This window comes from Microbacterium murale (assembly GCF_030815955.1).
In the GTDB taxonomy this organism is placed as follows: domain Bacteria; phylum Actinomycetota; class Actinomycetes; order Actinomycetales; family Microbacteriaceae; genus Microbacterium; species Microbacterium murale_A.
Map to the genome: position 1 here is coordinate 2,737,166 of NZ_JAUSXK010000001.1, position 17,509 is coordinate 2,754,674.

Consider the following 17,509-nt stretch of genomic DNA (forward strand, 5'->3'; position numbering starts at 1 on the left):
ATCCACTGAAGAAGGCCCCAGGGTTCGCCCTGGGGCCTTCTTCGTGCACACGGGCCAGGCGGTGGCGCGTCGACGGCGTCGGCCGATGCCAGTCCTAGGCCAGAATTGCAGGATGCAGCAGAACACTCAGAGTGCCGTCGTGATCGGCGACGCTCTCATCGACGAGATCCATGACCGCGGCGGTGTGCGCGAGCTGGTGGGCGGCGCGGCCCTGAACGTCGCCGTCGGACTCCGCCGGCTCGGCGTGCCGACGACGCTCATCGCGATGGTCGGCGATGACGAGGCAGGCGCCCATATTCGCGAGTATCTCGCTGATCATGATGTGGCTCTGATCTCCAGCCATGCTCCGCTCGGCTCGTCGAGGGCGATCGTGCAGCGCGATCGAAACGGCGAGCCGACCTACGTCTTCAACGAGGCGGCTCAGCAACGCAGCATCCGTTACGGTGATGAGGCGCGCACGGCGCTTGCCGACGCCGACCTCGCGGTGATCAGCTGCTTCCCGTTCGATGCGCCCGCAGAGGTGGATGCTGTCGCGGATGCCCTCGCGGGCGTAAGGGTGGCGATCGACCCGAACCCGCGTTCCGGCATGCTCAGCGATCGCGACGAGTTCGTGCGCGGCTTCGAGCGCCTTGTCGCGGATGCCGCGATCGTGAAGGTCGGCGCGGACGACGCCGCGCTGCTCTATGACGGAGATCTCGATGCGCTGCGCGCCCGTCTGCGCGCATTGGGCGCCGACGCCGTACTGGCGACGGCAGGCAAGGACGGCGCAGTGCTCGAGGCGGACGCCGGCATCCTCACCGCTCCGATCGCCGACCTACCAGGCCCCGTAGTCGACACGGTCGGGGCGGGAGACGCCACGCTCTCCGCGGTGGCAGAGGGGCTCATCGGGGCGCGTCCGAAGGCCGCGGAAGAATGGCAGAGGCTGCTCGATCGCGCCATGGATGTCGCCGCTGCCACATGCCGTGCGGAAGGCGGTCTGCTGCGCACGCCCGAGTCGCTCGAGGGCGGCGAACGCGGGGTTCAGGGGAGCTGACCTGCCGATTTCTTACACCCGCTTCTGGCGGGTATGCTTGATTCTCGCGCCCCCGGTTGGCTGTACAAGCTGGACGGGTGTGCACTTGGCGAGTTACCCAAGCGGCCAAAGGGATCTGACTGTAAATCAGACTGCATCGCATTCGGGGGTTCGAATCCCTCACTCGCCACCGAACAGAACTGAAGGCCTCCGCACAGCGGGGGCCTTCAGTCGTTCATCAGACGAGGCGGGAGCGAGCACCGGAGTCCCTCGCCCGCCATCACGGATCGGTTCGCACGACTTATCACGCCGGTCGCGCAGCGAAAGCCGCCTGAGCGTGTGCAGGAAGACGAACCGCGCCCGTCGGTACGCGCTCTTCCAGTTCTGCGCTGTCGTTGTCATCGTCGTGAGTGAGCGAGAAGGCCCAGCGCACAATCACGACCAACGGGTACATCAACACCCACGCCAGCGAGGCCAGAGCGTAGAACACGGAGAAGAGAAGGCTTCCTACTGTTCTCGCGATGAACTTCCAGATCGGGCGCGACACGACGCCCGGGTCGAGGCGTAGGAGACGCGTGAACACGTACACGATCACTCCGATTCCCAGAATGATCCCGACGACGACGGCCGCCCACCACGTGACCGCCGTAAGGAACGGGACCAGGCGGGAGAAAGACCCGTTCTGTGCGCCGATGGCCGCCACCACCCAGAGAGTTGCGGTCAGCTTCGTGCCTGACTGGTGCCATGCCGCCCTATTGACCCCGTCGACATCGAATCTCGCGTGGAACAGGGGACGACACACCTGCACGACGAATGCTGCACAGAGAACGATGGTGGCGGCCCAGAACACTCGATCGTCCTGACCCGCAAGAATCGGAGGTGCGTTCCGTAGCCACGCGGCCACAGTGTCGAGCCCCAACCAGTCCGCGACCTGAATGAGGACGTCGGTGGGACGCCTGTGCGAGTCGATCGACTCGAGGGTGAGGGCTGCGACACCCGCACACGCGACGAAGTACGGCCCGTCGACGCGCTTCTTCAGCGTTTCGAAAAGCTCCACACCGGTCTTCAGCCACTCCACGTTGTTCCCCCCTCACGCCGTGCAGGTTTGCCGGCTCGGGAGGAGTCTGACATGGGCCTTCGACATCGGGCCTCACTCGTCGAATCCTCCGTGCAACCTGCGCACTCTACGATGTGAAGCACATCGAGCGCAGTGGAGGCGAATCGTGGAACTCGAGGCACCGGTCGGGCACGTCGTGCACCTGCTCAGGTCGTTCGACGTCGACACGGGAGCGCCGGAGACGATCGGCTTCGGGAAGCGGACGCCCGCGGTCGGCCGATGGGTGATCTGGGCGCTCCTCGCGCTCGCGTCGATCGGCACAGCGATCCTGCTGATCAACCTGTGGACGAGCGACTCGCCGTGGTGGTTCAACGTGATCTTCACCCTCATGCCCGCACTCTTCATCATCGGCTGTGCTGTGGCAGTGGTGGAGTCGGGTCGACTGTCACGCATGGAGTCTCTTCTGACTCAGCGATGGGCGCAGATCAGGCAGCATGCCACGCTGACAGAAGGCCGCGTCACAGACCGCGCCGTTTCTCTGCTCGACAATGGCGGCGCGTCATCCTTCGCGCTCATGGTCACGGACGCCGCGGGAGTGCAGGTCCATGCACGCTGGCACCGCAGCAATCCCGACAACCAGGGCGAGACGCTTCTGCAGACGCAGATTCCCGCCATCGGATCCAAGGTGCGAATCTGGGCCGTCGGGATGCCGGATGCCGAAGCGCCCATCATCGTGGAAGCGCTCGACCCGAGCGTTGTGCAATGAAGGTGAAGACGTTGTCGAGATCGAGCGGCACTGAGCACCGATAGCCGCCATACTGAGTCCCATGGGATCAGCGTTGACCACCATCGGACTGCCGGTTGCCCTCGGCATCATCATGCTGGGCCTCGGGCTCAGCCTCACCATCGGCGACTTCACGCGCGTGCTGAAACAGCCCAAGGCCGTGCTCACGGCGCTGGCCTGCCAGCTGCTCATCCTGCCCGCGGTGTGCTTCGGGCTCGTACTCCTGTTTCAACTGCCACCCGTGCTCGCGGTGGGAATGATGATGCTCGCCGCATCGCCCGGCGGCACCACGGCGAACCTCTACAGCCACCTGTTCCGTGGCGACATCGCGTTGAACATCTCGCTGACAGCGGTGAACTCAGTGGTCGCCGTGATCACGCTCCCGCTGATCACGAACTTCGCGATCATCTACTTCCAGCCGTTCGACGATCAGTTGGGTCTGCAGTGGGCGAAGGCGCTCGAGGTGTTCGCGATCGTGCTGCTGCCGGTGGCGCTCGGGATGCTGGTGCGCAGGTTCTGGCCGAAGTTCGCCGAAGCCATGGACAAACCGGTGCGCATCGCCAGCGTCGTGATTCTCATCGTCGTGATCGCGGGAGCGGTGGCATCCAACTGGGCGCTCCTTGCGGCGAACTTCGCACAGCTCGCCCTGATCACGATCCTGTTCTGCCTCATCAGTCTCTCCATCGGGTTCTGGGTGCCGCGGATGCTGAAGATCGGCAAGAGGGAGTCCATCGCGACCTCGTTCGAGATCGGCATCCACAACGCGACGCTGGCGATCGTCATCGCGCAGAGCGTGCTGGGATCGACCGAGCTCAGCCTGCCGGCCGCTGTCTACGGTGTGCTGATGTTCTTCGTCGCCTTCGGGTTCGGTTTCCTCATCCGGGGGCGTGAACCGCAGGCCGCGATGGCCTCATAGCGCTGGGACTTCCTAGACTGGAGCGATGCGAGCGCTCACCGAATCCGATGTCCGCGCGTCGTTCGTCAACGCTTCACCGGAGGAGCTGCGGCTCATCGAGATGCCGCACGACTTCCTGCTCGTTGACTGGGACTTCCATGATTTCCTCGCTTGGCGTGATCCGGCATCCAGTAAACTCGGCTGTGTGCTCGTCGAGACCGACGGGCGTCTGATCGGCGTCGTGCTGCAATCGACCGATCCGGGTCGCAGCCGCACTGGCATGTGCAACATATGTCACACGATGCAGCCCGGAGGCCAGGTCGCCCTGTTCTCCGCGCGCCGGGCGGGGGATGCCGGACGTCGAGGCGACAGCGTCGGAACATACATCTGCGCCGACCTCTCGTGTCATGAGAACGTGCGCCTCGCGCACCCGCTCGCGCCGAACGAGATCCGCGTCCCGGGTCAGATCGACACCCGTCTCGACGGCACCCGGCGGCGTATGGAGGGTTTCGCCAACAGAGTTCTGGACGGTCAGAGCTGACGGATACGCTGGGCGCGACTGTTCCATCCCGTGCTTCGAAGGAGATGCCATGAGCGATCCCATACTGTTCTCGGTCGATGGGGGATTGGCGCGACTGACGCTGAATCGTCCCACGCGGCTCAACGCGTTCAACGCCGACCTCGCTCGAGCGTGGCGCGATGTCACGACCGAGGCCACCTCGCGGGACGACGTCAAGGCGATCCTTCTGGATGCATCGGGTCCTGCGTTCTGCGCGGGCGGCGACGTGCTCGACATGGCGACCACGATGGGGGCAGGCTCGGATATCGCTGATCTTGCCGGCGTGATCAATGCCGGCATACGCGCGCTCACCGAGTCGGCCATCCCCGTGGTCGCCGCAGCCCATGGGACCACGGCAGGGGGTGGCCTCGGCATCCTGCTCTGCTCTGACTACGCCGTCGTCGGTGCGCGATCCAAGATCGGCAGCCTCTACGCGAACATCGGTCTCACTCCCGACCTGTCGGTGTCTGCACAGCTCTCCGCAGCCGTCGGTCAGCGGCGTGCGCTGCAGTTGGTGCTGCAGGATCGCCTCCTCACCGCCGAGGAGGCGAAGGAATGGGGGCTGGTCGCCGAGGTCGTGAGCGGCGTGGATGCTGCGGACGAGGCCGACCGTGTGCGCGAGCGGGCAGAGGAGATCGCAGGATTCTGGCTTGCCGGCGCAGCCGGCGCCTACGGGCAGGCGAAGCGCCTGGTGCGCTCGCGCCCGGAGCGCTCGTTCGTCGAGCAGCTTGAAGAAGAAGCGCGTTCCATCGGCGCATCCTTCGACACCCCGGATGCCAAGGCTCGTGTTGCGGCATTCGCCGCGGCATCCATGAAGAAGGCGCGCTGAGGTCAGACGCGAGTTTCGCACAGACGCACGCGAGCACTGCGCTCGCGACGTGCGGCGTGGCAGGATGAGAGCATTCGGCCGAAGAGGGGAACGCCATGTCAGAGGTCAGCACAGAAACCAAGGGGAAGGCGAACGCCTCCCTATTGATCAGAGGGGCGATCTGGATCGCCATCGGTGCGCTCATCGCGGCCGCTCTCGTCTGCGTGGTGTGGGTGCTGATCGGCGATCAGGACGGCATCATCGGTCGCGCGTTCTTGACGATCCTGCTGCTTGCGGGGTTCGCCGGCGTCGCGATCCTCGAGGCGGGACTCGCACCCAAGCGGCCGGACTGGCTGGCGCTCGCCAGCATGATCACCTGGATCGTCGCGCTTCTGGTCGGCGCCATCAAGATCTGGCTGCCTGAGGAGCCGGGGGAGTACGCCGGCGGTATCGCACGCTTCTTCCAACTGCTGCTCGTCGTCGGCATATTGCAGCTCGCCCTGCTGCACGTGCGACTGTTCACTCCTGCAGCGAAGCGCTACGTCACGACGTTCACCACGATCATCTACTACACGACGATCGCGGTTCTGGTGCTGCTCGTCGCGATGCTCGTGATCTACCTCACCCTTCCGGACACGTTCGAGTACGGCGACCTCTACTGGCGCATCGTCGTCGCCCTGGCCATTCTCGCCGCGGTGGGCACGACGCTCATCCCGCTGCTCAACGCGCTCTTCGCGCCGAAGAAGACGCCGGCGGTGCCGGCAGGCTATGCGCCGCAGGCCTACGCTTCTGCTCCTGCCATCGCGGCACCGGTTCAGCAGCCGGCACAGCAGCAGTGGCCGACGTATGCCGACGGTGCGACCCCGCTCCCTGTGCTGCAGGACGGCTCGCCGGACTGGAACGCCTACTACACCGGATACCCGACCGCTCAGCAGAGCCAGTTCCCCGAACCGAACCAGTACTTCGGCCAGTACCAGGATCCGAATCAGTACCCGGCGCAGCCAGACGGCCACGCACAGCAGGCGGCATCCCAGACGTTTGAAACCGGCCCCGCGGCAACCCCGCAGCCGTACGCGCCGTCGCCCACACAGCCGGCCTTCGTCTCGTCTCCTGACGCTCCGATCGGTCCGGATGGCCTGCCGGTCCCGCCCGCAGGCGCGCCCGCCGCTCCCGACGGCATCGCCGGAGACACATCTGTTCTGAACGTGCCCCCGATGCCGGACGTTCCGCCGGTTCCCGACCTGCCCCCGACGACGCCGCCTCCGGCGGAGCAGCAGCCTCCAGCGTCACCGGGCGCCTTCCCGCCGCCGCCTCCTGCGCCGCCGCAGTGACCCCGGTGCTGAGCCTTCAAGAACTCGCGGCCGATATCGCGCGTGAGGCGGGAGAGCTCGCACGGCTCAGACGGGCCGACGGCTTCCTGCTCGCCGCCACGAAGTCGACTCTCGCCGACATCGTCACAGAGGCTGATCGCGAGGTCGAGGCACTGATCCGCGCGCGACTGGACGCCGAGCGTCCCGATGACGGGTTCCTCGGTGAGGAGTCCGGCGGCGGCGAGGGCACGAGCGGTGTGACCTGGGTGGTCGACCCGATCGACGGCACGGTCAATTACGCGTACGGCATGCCCGCGTACAGCGTGAGCGTCGCGGCAGTCGAGGGTGGTGCTGATCCGAACAGCTGGCGGCCGATCGCCGCAGCCGTGTACGCACCGGTGATGGGAGAACTCTTCACTGCTGCACGCGGTGAGGGTGCGTGGCTCGGCGATGTGCGGCTCGCTGTGACTGACGAGACTCCAGCGGGCGCGTTGCTCGCGACGGGATTCGGATACGACCCGGCAACGCACGACGGAGATCTGGTGACGGTGCGCCAGATCATGCCGCTTGCGCGCGACCTGCGTCGGAGCGGATCGGCGGCGCTGGACCTGAGCTACGTTGCGGCGGGTCGCCTCGACGGCTACTTCGAGCGAGGACTGAAGCCGTGGGACTTCGCGGCAGGAGCGCTTCTGGTTTCGGAAGCCGGTGGCGTGGTCACCCGCTTCGACACGGCATCCGCTCGTCCTATGCTGATCGCGGCCGGGGCGCCGCTGCACGCCCGGATCTCCGGCATTCTCGACAAGGGGATTTGAGGATCCGCACATGGCATTCTCAGCGCGAGCACGGTAGTGTTTACCCGATCGTTACCTTCGTTGCCCGAACATCGAAGGTCATTAGCCCCCCAGCGTGACGAATCCCGAGAGAACCGTTTTGCCCATTGACACACCTATGGCTGAGCCTGCGCCCTCGCGCCGTTCCAGTCGACGTCAGGCAGCGGATCACGTGACCCTGACAGGCGTTCAAGAGACGACTCAGGTCGAGGTCGTCATTCCGGTTCTTTCCCGGCGGGCCATTCGTGACCGTCAGCGCGCAGCGACGGGCGAGACGAAGATCGTCGCTTCTGAGAACGTCGATGAAGCTGTCGTCGCGACGCCGCCGGCACCAATCGTCGAAGACTCCACTGCGTCCGCTGAGAATGCCGAGTCCGCCGAGGATGCGTTCATCGCAGCATCCCGTGCATTCCGTGCTCTGGCAGGTGAGCAGCCGGCACCCGGTCAGGCGCCCAGCCCCACGGCGACGGTGCTTCCGGCCGAAGCGACCGCCGTGCACGTCGCACCCCGCAAGCCCCGCTCGCGTCGCAAGATCCTCGCGGCCGGCGCCACGGTGGGCATCATGGGGATCGCGGGTCTGCTCGCCGTGTCGATGACACTGCCCGCCGAAGCCGTCGCAGCAGCCCAGGGCATCCCGATGCAGTCGACGACCTCTCTCGTCGCAGCGACTGCTGGCGCAGCATCCGAGGTATCCGACGATGAGATCCAGGCGTATGTCGCGTCGTCCGATGTGCGCAACGAAGCGATCCAGCGCACCGAGGACTACTCGACGCTGTCGCGCGTCGACCTCGCTGCGGAGCAGGGCATCGCCTATTCGAACACCGTCTACACGAACGACCCGAGTGCTGCCATCCAGTGGCCGTTCATCGTCGGTGTGGGCATGAGTTACGGATACGGCATGCGCGACGGGCGCCTGCATGAGGGTATCGACCTCGTGCCCGGTGCTGGGGCCCCCGTGCAGGCGATAGCCGACGGAACGGTGCGCATCGCGACGGAGTCCGGCGGCAATTACGGAGTCACCGTGTACATCGATCATGTCATCGATGGCGCGCTCATCACGAGCCACTATTCGCACATGCAGTACGGCTCTCTGCGGGTCGCCGCGGGTGAGACGGTCAAGGTCGGGGACATCATCGGGCTGGTCGGGAACACCGGTCGCTCATACGGTGCGCACATGCACTTCGAGCTCATCGTCAACGACTCGACGATCGATCCGCTTCCGTGGCTGCAGGCGAACGCAGGACGCAAGTCTTACTGACCGCCTCAGTTTTTGAGAACGCCGAAGAAATGGTATTCTCGTGTGGTTGCCCTCGCGGGTGACAATGCCCCGATAGCTCAGTGGTAGAGCACTTCCATGGTAAGGAAGGGGTCGTCAGTTCAATCCTGACTCGGGGCTCGCAGCATTCGCTTTCGCGAGTTGGATGCCATGCGGCAGGGTAGCTCAGTTGGTGAGAGCGCACGACTCATAATCGTGAGGTCGCGGGTTCAAGCCCCGCTCCTGCTACAGATGAAAACCCCCGGGAAATCCGGGGGTTTTTGCGTATCTGGAGTGCTCGCAGGGATAGCGGCGAGGACGGGGCCGCTGGTCCGTCATCGGCCATGGCGCCCAAGAAGCTGAACGCCCGACGCGCTGAACGGGGGAAGGTACCAGCACGAGTCCGATCAGCAGCAGCCAGCGCAACCAGAGAATCGGGGGGCGAAGCATGCACCTCGCCCCCCGATCGTTGCTCGCGGTCAGCTCGCGTCGTATGCGGCCTGCCATATCTCGAGGTAGCGGTCGATGCCGAGGCCCTGGAGGCCGTCCAGGTACCCATTCCAATCGCCGTCGCTGTTCGGGTCACGCACTCCGGTGACGAACTCGGCGGTCGAAGTCGCCACGTTGCTCTCGATGTTGGCTGTCAGCGTGGACAGTTCGTTGCCTTCTTCGACGGGGACCCAAAGGTCCCAGTACGGGAAGATCGCGTCGGAGTCTTTTCCTTCGTAGAGCTTGGTCGCTTCGAAGAGTCGACGCTCATAGCCCGGCTGCGTGTTGATGTCGAGTGGCGCCACCTGCGCGTTTCGGAATTCCGTCGTCTCGAACACCTGGGCCATCGGACCCCAGCTGCCGTTGTAGTCGGCTTCGTTCTCCTCATCCACCAGAATGTCGAAGAAGGTCGCTTCGAGTTCTGCGTCGAGGGCGACCTCGCCCTCGTCAGCAGCTCGCCAGCCGATGTCCTCTTCGCCGAACTCGCCTCGCATGTGCCCTTCCTCGGTGAAGAGATAGTCCATCATCTCCATGATCACCTTCTGCTCCGTCTCATCGGCGGCCTTCGTGACGACGAACGTGGCACCGGGGATGCTCGGTAGCTGATACGTCGCGTGCGGCCCCGCTGGGCCTTCGAGCGGCGGAATCGGGAAGTACTGATTGTCGCGACCGTCTTCCTGCCCGACGCTCACGAAGATTCCGGAATGGATGGCTGTGGCACCGCCGAGGATCACCGCTTCGGCGTTGTTGCCCAAGCCCTGCATGGTGTCGTCGCCCTGCGAGAATGCCGCGGGGTCGATGAGCCCTGCCTCCCAAAGCTTGTTGAGGAATTTCAGGCCCTCCCGCCATCCGTCCTGCATCGGCTGCATCTGCACGGTGTCGCCGTCGAGCCCCAGCGAGACGGGCTGCCCGTTCGCGCCGGCTCCGGTGTTGAAGGAGTTGGAGATGAACGCGTTCATGATGTACGGCACGACCGACCACTGGGCACTGCCGGTGATCGGGATCTCATCCGCAACACCATTGCCGTTGGGGTCGCCCGTCTTGAAGGCCATCATGACGTCGAAGAACTCGTCAGGCGTTGTCGGCGCATCGAGTCCGAGCGTGGTCAGCCACTCTGTGTTGATCCAGAACTTGTACGGGTACGAGCAGTGGTAGCAGTCATTCCACTGCGGAAGACCCCAGATTTTGCCGTCGGGCGCTGTGGCGAGCGTCTCGAAACCGGGCTCAGCGGCGAGGGCATCAGCGATATTCGGCGCATACTCGTCGATGAGGTCGTTCAGGGGCAGGAGTACGCCCTGATCGCCGTAGCGCTGCAGTTCTGCCTTGTTGAACTGCGAAGCCCAGGGGACGAGCATGTATGCCTCGGGCAGGTCGCCGCCCGCCAAGGAGACCTGGCGAGCCTCGTTTGCTGCCCCCGATTCGTAGCCGGTTGTCTCAAACTGGATATCGACGTCGAACTTCTCCTCCATGAGGAGGGTGAACGAGTTGGTGTTGAGATCCATCTGGCCACCCTGCTCGCCGAAGATGGTGATGACCTTCTGGTCGTCTTCTTCACTTGGCGAACAGCCGACCAGTGCGGCGGCCAACACCCCTACTGCGGCGATGCCTGCGACTGAGCGACGGCTGTATCGCATCGTGTCGGATATGTGATGTCTGGACAATGTCTTGCCTCCTGATTGAGGGTGGGAACGTTGCAGGGAGTGATCCTGAACGGGTAGAGACTCGAGCCGAACCCGCATCCGTCTGCTCTTGATCGGAAGTCGCAGGCGGCCGCCAGTGGCACATCATCCGGACGTTCCGCTCTGCGGCGTTGCAGGTATGCACTTCACGGTAAACGTCTGATCATTCGCTGTCAATATTCACTTTCCGGGATCTCGCGAAAAGCAGCGACCGCATCTAGTGCAGAGAGAGTTGACGGTCCCGCCGCACGGGAACCGGTGCAGGAGAGGGACAAGAAGTCGTATCTGTTCCCGCCCACGCGCCGGAATTGCGCTAAGCTAAACATCTGATGACTCCGTCTCGCGCAGACGCGCGAGGGAATGGGCATCATCGAAACGCCGTCCACGTGACCCGACTCGATGACACCAGCAGAGGACACAAGATGACGAACACACCGGAGTGGAACGACCCTGCCGTCTACGAATGGGGGACCGAGCCTGCTCATGCCTCGCTCATGCCATACGAGACGCACGAGCAGGCCATGCGCGCTGATCGGCTCGGCTCGCCGTATCGCTTGAGCCTCGATGGCGAGTGGAAGTTCCGCTGGTCGGAGAACCCGGGGTCGAGGAAGCTCGACTTCACTGATGACCGTGTCGACGACGCGGATTGGGACACGATCCCGGTGCCTTCCTCATGGCAGCTGCACGGATACGACTTCCCCATCGGGACGAACACCGTCCTGCCGTGGACCGGGGCCAACGGCAACGGCGAGCAGCCCGATCCGCACGGCGACTACCCGCACGCCCCGACCTCGTACAACCCTGTCGGTCAGTACCGCACGACCTTCGAACTTCCGGAGGAATGGGCGCCGCGTCGCACCTTCCTTCGGTTCGACGGTGTGGAATCCGCCTACTACGTATGGATCAACGGCGAGAAGATCGGGTACCGCGAAGACAGCTACACGCCCGGCGAATTCGAGATCACCGCCCATCTCCGTCCGGGACGCAACCTGATCGCGGTGGAGGTCTATCGGTGGTGCACCGGTTCCTACCTGGAGAATCAGGACAGCGTGCGGCTCTCCGGCATCTTCCGCAGCGTCTCTCTGATCTCCCGATCTCCGGTGCTGATCCGCGACTTCACTGTCCGCACCGAGCTGGACGATGCATTCGCCGACGCCGTGCTCGACATCTCCGCGGACATCCGCGACTACTCCGGTGAAAGCGCCGGGCTCGAATACAACGTCCGGGGGCGGCTCTTCGACGGCATCGAGGTGTCGGCGGCCGAAGTATGGGTAGAGGCCGCCCGCGTACAGCTCGCTGGTGTCGGGGTCGATTCCACCGTGGCTCTGGCGGCGCCGGTTCGGCAGCCGCGTCTGTGGTCGGCCGAGCACCCTGAGCTCTACACACTGGTCCTCGAACTTTGCGACGAGACCGGGGCGGTCGTCGAGCGCATCTCCACACGCGTCGGCTTCCGGCGGGTCGAGATCGCTGACGGTGTGCTTCTCCTCAACGGGCAGCCGCTGTCGATCAGAGGTGTCAACCGTCACGAGTGGAACCCGCGGACCGGACGCACGCTCTCCAGCGCGGATATGATCGCCGACATCCGGCTCATGAAACAGTCCAACATCAACGCCGTACGCACCTCGCATTACCCGAACGATCCCCGTTGGTACGAATATGCCGACGCGTACGGGCTGTACATCTTCGACGAAGCCAACAACGAGACCCACATCAACAGCGTCGACGCAGCAGGCAAGCCCAACATCCCCGGTGACCGTCCGGAACTACGGGACCCGCTGCTGTGGCGGATGAAGAATGTGGTCGATCGTGACAAGAATCACGCGTGCGTCATCGCCTGGTCGATCGGCAATGAGTCCGGCGTCGGATCCAACCTCCGAGCCATGTACGACTGGGCCAAAGAGCACGACCCGACCCGCCCGGTCAGCTACCAAGACCCCACTGGCTCAGGGTCGATCATCGTCCCGACGGAGCTCTCCGACTTCGACGGCGACTTCTACCCGCCCGTCTCCCAACTGATCACCCGAGCACAGCGCGACCCCAGGCCGTATTTACTGATCGAATACGCATTCGGCCAGGGGAACACGTCCGGCTACCTCGACGAGTACTGGGCCGCCATTCGGGAGCATCCGGGGCTGGTGCTCGGCGGTTTCCTCTGGGATTGGGCCGACAAAGGGTTGTGGTGGCCGATGCCGGGGACTCCCGGGGCGGAGTTCATCGCTTACGGCGGTGATTGGGGCGACGACCCGAATGAGGAGAGCGCGCATATGAGCGGGCTGGCGCTCGCCGATCTCACGCCCACGGCGAAGCTCGCGGAAGCGAAGCTCGCATACCAGCCGGTCACCGTCACCGCCCCCGCTTTGCCGACCCCGACCATCACGATCTCCAACGAGCACCTGTTCACGGGCCTTGAGGGGCACACGCTCGAATGGTCGTTGACCGAGGACGGAATTCCGCTTCAGGAGGGAACCGTTCCAGGTGCGGAGCTGGCCATCGGGCCAGGCGAGAGCTCCGAGATCACGCTTCCGCTCGTGATTCCCGAGAGCCCGCGCCCCGAGGCGGAGTACCGGCTGGACATCTCGCTCACTCTCGCAGAGGTCACCCCTTGGACCGAGCGCGGGCACGTCGTCGCCCGCGCACAGTTCGACGTCCCGGTTGCGACTCCTGATGCGACCCGCGTCGCCGCCGAAGATCTTTCGCCCGTCCACGTGGTCGATGACGCCGGCTCGATCCGCGTCAGCGGCGACCGGTTCGAAGCTGTGGTCTCCCGAGACACAGGACGTCTCACGTCGCTGCGCTACGACGAGCGGGAGCTGCTCGCGAGCGACCTGATGCCGAACTTCTGGCGGACGCCGAACGACCCGGAGCTGGCAATCCCCGACATTCGAGTCAAGCGTCCGGAGCCGTCGCAGCCGTGGCGCGGCGTCGGCGAGGAATGGGCCGTCGACGATATCGAGGTGAGGCCGATGCCGGGGGCGGCACGGATCACCGTCCGCGGCACCGTCACCACGAAAGTGCCCTTCCGTCCGAACGATGAGATCACCACTTCACCGCAGTCGATCGTCTACACGATCCACGGCAACGGACAGGTCGACGTCTTGTCGAGACTCGCGCCGGTGACGGGCACGCCTAATCCACAGGTGATCGGCACCACGCTCGGACTCCGCAAGGAGTTCGACACCATTCACTGGTACGGCCGCGGACCGCTCGAGTCGACTGCCGACCGACGCTCCTCCGCATTCTTCGGGCGGTACTCCGGCACCGTCACGGAGCAGGTCACCCGCTACAGCCGCCCTCAGGACTCCGGGAACAAGGCGGACACCCGCTGGGTGGCGGTCGTGGACCATGACGGCACCGGTGTGCTGTTCGTCGCCGGCGGGAGCATGTTCTTCAACGCCCAACCCAACAGTCCGGATGAGCTCGCGGACCGCCGGCACTGGCACGAGGTTGCTCCGTCGAACCGTACCGTGGTGCGTGTCGATGCTGCGCAGGAAGGTATGCAGGGCGGCAATTGGGATGTCATGACGCGCCCCGACAGGTACAGCAACACGCCCGCCAAGGGCCCGTATCAGCATCTCTACCGGATGCTGCCGCTCCGCGCAGGGGATGACCCCGCAGAGGCGGCCAGGGAGTTCGTAGAGACCGAGCTGTCCTATTCGCCCGCTGTCGCCCCGCAGCCGAGCCCGGAAAGCAGCGTGTCGGTGTGACCGCATAAGCCTCTGGTGGATCGCCTCGTCGGAGGGGATCCACCAGGCGGGACGCCGGTTTCGACGGCTATATGCGCCGTAGGCTAAGCGTGCGCGCCGCGGGCTCGTCCGGCAGCTCGATCACGAGCTCGCCGGCAGGGCCATCCCAGGTCGCCCGCGTCGGAAGGCCCTTCGGGAACACGATCTCCACCTCGATCTCACGTCCGGCGTGAGCCGCGAGCGGGACCCGGACGGTGGTGGGCCCCGATCGGCGCCAGACGGTGAGCAGTTCACGCTCGTCGTCTCGCATGCCGAGGGCGACGACGGGGTCGTGCCAGCCGGGCAGGCCCAGGGGCCAGAACGGCAGAGCCGTCGTGAGTCGGTCACGCGTCTCTCGGTACGCGGCGAGCCCCTCCCGGACCAGCTCCATCTGCGGCGGCGAGAGAAGATCAAGCCGACCGCCGAGGTGCACGCGCCCCAGCAGCGTGTTCGCGAGCGAGAACGCGATCCGCTCGTCGGACCACGACGGGTCGGGGTAGGCCCACACGGCCCCCTGTTCGGGAGTGACGGCGGTGGGCGCGGACGCGGCGATCGCCGCGGTGAACAGCGGGTCCTGGTTGTCGCTCGTCGACTGGATGGGGTGCACCGCGAGGGTTGCAGCATCCATCCGCTGTCCGCCGCTCGCGCAGCTCTCGATGACGAGTCCGGGATGCCGGTCCATGAGGTTCCGCACCCAGTCAAGCAGCACGCGCTGGTGACCGAACTGCCCGTCACCGGGACTGTCGGCATCCACGTCGGTGCCCTGCGTGACGTCCATGTTGTAGTCGAACTTCAGGTAGCCGAGACCCAGGTCCACGATGAGTCGCTCGACCGCGCCGTCGATGTGGGCGAGAGCGGCCGGATGCCGGAAGTCCAGCTGCAGCCGACCGGACTCGATGACCCGCTGCCCGTCCCGCTGGAAGAAGGCCTCCAGCGGCAGAGTGTCGGCGACGGGGCTCGAGACCGAGACGACCTCAGGCTCGAGCCACAGCCCCGGCACCATGCCGGCCGCACGCATCCGACTCGTCATCGCCTGCAGGCCGTCGGGGAATCGGCGCAGCGATGGCTCCCACGAGCCGAGATCGTTCCACCACGTCGCCCCGTCGGTGTACCAGCCCGAGTCCATGCAGTAGATCTCCGCGCCCGCGCGCCGCGCGGCGTCGATGAACGGCGGCATGTTCTCGCTCGTGGGATCGCCCATGAGGGCGTTCATGTAGTCGTTCACGATCACCGGCAGCGCCTCGTTGTCCGGGTGCGGACGACGTACGCGGCGCCGCGCGCGGGTGAGGGAGCCGAACAGCTCGTCGTCATCAACTGCGAGGACGAGGGTCGTCGGAACGGAGCGGAACCGCTCTCCGGGCGCGAGGCGGCGCATCCATGCCGAGCTCTGGTCGGTCGGTCCGCTCGCCACGAGGTACAGCGCGCCGCCTTGGTCTCCGAGCTCCCAGCGCCAGGCTCCGTTGTGCTCGACCTGCCACAGCACAGATCGTGACTGATCCCGCGCTCGCAGGACGCCCATCGGCAGGTGACCGCCGGTCGACCAGCTTCCGCGCTGCCCGATGGCGAACGACGCGCGGGAGCCGGTGATGCCCCACTGGTCCAGCCCTGAGTCGTCGAGTCCGAGTTCAGCCGGGGTGCGACGCTGCCAGACCATCTCACGGAACCACGTGTTGTGCGCGAACCCGACCTCGTAGTCGAGCCACCAGTGCGCTCCCGGTGACGAGATACCGCCGAGCGCGACGGACGAGACCGCGCGGAGCTCGACGGCCTTCGAGCCTGCGACGATCTCGGTCTCGCATCGGACGACGGGCAGGTCCGGCCAAGCGGACCACCGTGAGATCACGCTGACGCGCGTCACGGGGTCCTGCGCGGTCACCTCGAGATGCGCCATCCCGGCCTCGTGCCATTCCCGGTGGTCGACGAAGCGCAGTCTGCGCCCCACGGCGCTGCCCATGAGGCGTTCCGACGACAGGATGCCCGAGCCCTCGCCGCCGAGGTGGACCTCGGCGATCGGCAGAGCGGATGCCGGGTCGGAGGCGCTCTCGTCGCCGGAGCGCGTGAACCGCTGGACCATCGGCGGCTCATCAGCCGATGACGAGATATCGAGCTCGATCGCGCCGGGTCGCCAGGTGATGGTGTGTTGGTCCACGGTCACCCCTTGACCGCTCCGATCAGAATGCCCTTGTTGAAGAAGCGGGCGACGAACGGGTAGACGAGCATCACTGGCACCGTCGAGATGACGATGAGCGAGTACTTCATCAGGTCGGCGAGCTGCTGCCGCTCCATGGCGGCGGCCGCGTCCAGACCGGGGGCGGCCTGGTTGAGGATCAGCACGTTGCGGAGCACCAGTTGGAGCGGGAAGAGATCCGGGTCGCGCAGGTAGAGCAACGCGTCGAAATAAGAGTTCCACTGGAAAATGGCGTACATGAGTGCGATCACCGCGAGCAGCGGCTTGGACAGCGGCAGGACGGTCGAGAAGAGGAAGCGCAGATCACTCGCGCCATCCAGCTGGGCCGCCTCATACAGTTCGTCGGGGATCGATGACCGGAAGAACGCGACGGCGATGATCACCTGCCAGACGCCGACCGCCTGCGGGAGAATGATCGCCCATCGGGTGTCGAGGAGACCGAGGTTCTGGACGACGAGGTACATCGGGATGATGCCGCCGGCGAAGAGCATCGTGAACACCACGAAAACCGTGATGCCGCGGCGACCCCAGAAATCCTGTCGGGACAGGGGATAGGCGATCGCGACCGTGAGCACGAGGCTGATCGCGGTACCCACGATGGTGTAGAACAGCGAGTTGCCGAATCCGGTGAGGATCGAGCTGTCGCTGAGCGCGCGCTGGTACCCCTCAAGGGTGAAGTCGATCGGCCAGAACGTGACCTGGCCCGACGACACCGCGAGCGGATCGCTGAAGGAGCTGGCGACGATGTAGATGAGCGGCAGCAGCACCACGAGCAGGAAAGTGGTGAGCAGGATGTACACGCCGGCCATGAACCACCGGTCGACCACAGGCTCCTTGATGCGCGTCGGCCTGAAGTCGTTACGCGACTTCGAGAGTCGGGACTTCTTGCTGGCCTTGTCGGGGGCTTCTTTCAGCATCGTG

General features: G+C 65.3%; 13 protein-coding genes and 3 tRNA genes. 12 read left to right on the forward strand and 4 right to left on the reverse strand.

The window, feature by feature from the left end:
- The first annotated feature begins 112 nt into the window (after positions 1 to 112).
- Together QFZ46_RS13360 and QFZ46_RS13365 are read left to right on the forward strand one after the other, a co-directional pair.
- Positions 113 to 1,033: a PfkB family carbohydrate kinase gene (locus QFZ46_RS13360; RefSeq protein WP_307362276.1), complete on the forward strand. Its 921-nt coding sequence runs from the start codon at positions 113 to 115 to the stop codon at positions 1,031 to 1,033.
- A gap of 87 nt (positions 1,034 to 1,120) precedes the next feature.
- Positions 1,121 to 1,202: transfer RNA gene (locus QFZ46_RS13365), tRNA-Tyr, on the forward strand.
- A 114-nt stretch (positions 1,203 to 1,316) separates the two neighbouring features.
- Here QFZ46_RS13365 and QFZ46_RS13370 read toward each other — a convergent pair.
- Positions 1,317 to 2,090 (reverse strand): hypothetical protein, encoded by a 774-nt coding sequence (locus tag QFZ46_RS13370; protein WP_307362278.1) that lies wholly within the window; start codon positions 2,088 to 2,090, stop codon positions 1,317 to 1,319.
- Between the two features lie 145 nt (positions 2,091 to 2,235).
- Between QFZ46_RS13370 and QFZ46_RS13375 the strand changes: the two genes are divergently transcribed.
- The 9 genes from QFZ46_RS13375 to QFZ46_RS13415 all read left to right on the forward strand — a co-directional run bounded on the left by QFZ46_RS13375 (position 2,236) and on the right by QFZ46_RS13415 (position 8,759).
- On the forward strand, positions 2,236 to 2,835 hold the full coding sequence (locus QFZ46_RS13375; RefSeq protein ID WP_307362280.1) for a hypothetical protein: 600 nt from the start codon (positions 2,236 to 2,238) through the stop codon (positions 2,833 to 2,835).
- Between the two features lie 61 nt (positions 2,836 to 2,896).
- Positions 2,897 to 3,769, forward strand: coding sequence for a bile acid:sodium symporter family protein (locus tag QFZ46_RS13380; RefSeq protein WP_307362282.1), 873 nt, complete (start codon positions 2,897 to 2,899; stop codon positions 3,767 to 3,769).
- Positions 3,770 to 3,794: 25 nt separating this feature from the next.
- The gene (locus tag QFZ46_RS13385) at positions 3,795 to 4,289 is read left to right on the forward strand and encodes an FBP domain-containing protein (protein ID WP_307362284.1); all 495 of its coding nucleotides are present in this window, start codon (positions 3,795 to 3,797) and stop codon (positions 4,287 to 4,289) included.
- Positions 4,290 to 4,338: 49 nt separating this feature from the next.
- Positions 4,339 to 5,136, forward strand: a complete 798-nt coding sequence (locus tag QFZ46_RS13390) for an enoyl-CoA hydratase/isomerase family protein (RefSeq protein WP_307362286.1) — start codon at positions 4,339 to 4,341, stop codon at positions 5,134 to 5,136.
- Positions 5,137 to 5,231: 95 nt separating this feature from the next.
- Positions 5,232 to 6,446 carry a hypothetical protein gene (locus QFZ46_RS13395; protein ID WP_307362287.1) on the forward strand — a complete coding sequence of 405 codons (1,215 nt, stop codon included), beginning with the start codon at positions 5,232 to 5,234 and terminating at the stop codon, positions 6,444 to 6,446.
- Positions 6,443 to 7,237: an inositol monophosphatase family protein gene (locus QFZ46_RS13400; RefSeq protein ID WP_307362290.1), complete on the forward strand. Its 795-nt coding sequence runs from the start codon at positions 6,443 to 6,445 to the stop codon at positions 7,235 to 7,237. Before QFZ46_RS13395 ends, QFZ46_RS13400 begins: the two co-directional genes overlap by 4 nt.
- 190 nt (positions 7,238 to 7,427) lie before the next feature.
- Positions 7,428 to 8,513: a peptidoglycan DD-metalloendopeptidase family protein gene (locus tag QFZ46_RS13405; protein WP_307362294.1), complete on the forward strand. Its 1,086-nt coding sequence runs from the start codon at positions 7,428 to 7,430 to the stop codon at positions 8,511 to 8,513.
- Positions 8,514 to 8,579: 66 nt separating this feature from the next.
- Positions 8,580 to 8,651: transfer RNA gene (locus tag QFZ46_RS13410), tRNA-Thr, on the forward strand.
- A 34-nt stretch (positions 8,652 to 8,685) separates the two neighbouring features.
- Positions 8,686 to 8,759: transfer RNA gene (locus QFZ46_RS13415), tRNA-Met, on the forward strand.
- A gap of 230 nt (positions 8,760 to 8,989) precedes the next feature.
- Here the strand turns inward: QFZ46_RS13415 and QFZ46_RS13420 are convergent.
- Positions 8,990 to 10,501 carry an extracellular solute-binding protein gene (locus QFZ46_RS13420; protein WP_307362297.1) on the reverse strand — a complete coding sequence of 504 codons (1,512 nt, stop codon included), beginning with the start codon at positions 10,499 to 10,501 and terminating at the stop codon, positions 8,990 to 8,992.
- Between the two features lie 599 nt (positions 10,502 to 11,100).
- Between QFZ46_RS13420 and QFZ46_RS13425 the strand changes: the two genes are divergently transcribed.
- Positions 11,101 to 14,382: a glycoside hydrolase family 2 TIM barrel-domain containing protein gene (locus QFZ46_RS13425; protein WP_307362300.1), complete on the forward strand. Its 3,282-nt coding sequence runs from the start codon at positions 11,101 to 11,103 to the stop codon at positions 14,380 to 14,382.
- A gap of 67 nt (positions 14,383 to 14,449) precedes the next feature.
- Here QFZ46_RS13425 and QFZ46_RS13430 read toward each other — a convergent pair whose 3' ends face one another.
- Together QFZ46_RS13430 and QFZ46_RS13435 are read right to left on the reverse strand one after the other, a co-directional pair.
- On the reverse strand, positions 14,450 to 16,549 hold the full coding sequence (locus QFZ46_RS13430; RefSeq protein ID WP_307362302.1) for an alpha-galactosidase: 2,100 nt from the start codon (positions 16,547 to 16,549) through the stop codon (positions 14,450 to 14,452).
- Between the two features lie 2 nt (positions 16,550 to 16,551).
- Complete coding sequence (locus tag QFZ46_RS13435) at positions 16,552 to 17,505, reverse strand: carbohydrate ABC transporter permease (protein ID WP_307362303.1); 954 nt, start codon at positions 17,503 to 17,505, stop codon at positions 16,552 to 16,554.
- Positions 17,506 to 17,509: the final 4 nt, after the last annotated feature.

Bases quoted from the DNA above. Each gene is read 5' to 3' on its own strand.
- QFZ46_RS13420 (WP_307362297.1), bottom strand. From the start codon at position 10,501: ATGGATCTCAACACCAACTCGTTCACCCTCCTCATGGAGGAGAAGTTC.
- QFZ46_RS13395 (WP_307362287.1), top strand. From the start codon at position 5,232: ATGTCAGAGGTCAGCACAGAAACCAAGGGGAAGGCGAACGCCTCCCTA.
- QFZ46_RS13425 (WP_307362300.1), top strand. From the start codon at position 11,101: ATGACGAACACACCGGAGTGGAACGACCCTGCCGTCTACGAATGGGGG.
- QFZ46_RS13380 (WP_307362282.1), top strand. From the start codon at position 2,897: ATGGGATCAGCGTTGACCACCATCGGACTGCCGGTTGCCCTCGGCATC.
- QFZ46_RS13360 (WP_307362276.1), top strand. From the start codon at position 113: ATGCAGCAGAACACTCAGAGTGCCGTCGTGATCGGCGACGCTCTCATC.
- QFZ46_RS13435 (WP_307362303.1), bottom strand. From the start codon at position 17,505: ATGCTGAAAGAAGCCCCCGACAAGGCCAGCAAGAAGTCCCGACTCTCG.
- QFZ46_RS13385 (WP_307362284.1), top strand. From the start codon at position 3,795: ATGCGAGCGCTCACCGAATCCGATGTCCGCGCGTCGTTCGTCAACGCT.
- QFZ46_RS13390 (WP_307362286.1), top strand. From the start codon at position 4,339: ATGAGCGATCCCATACTGTTCTCGGTCGATGGGGGATTGGCGCGACTG.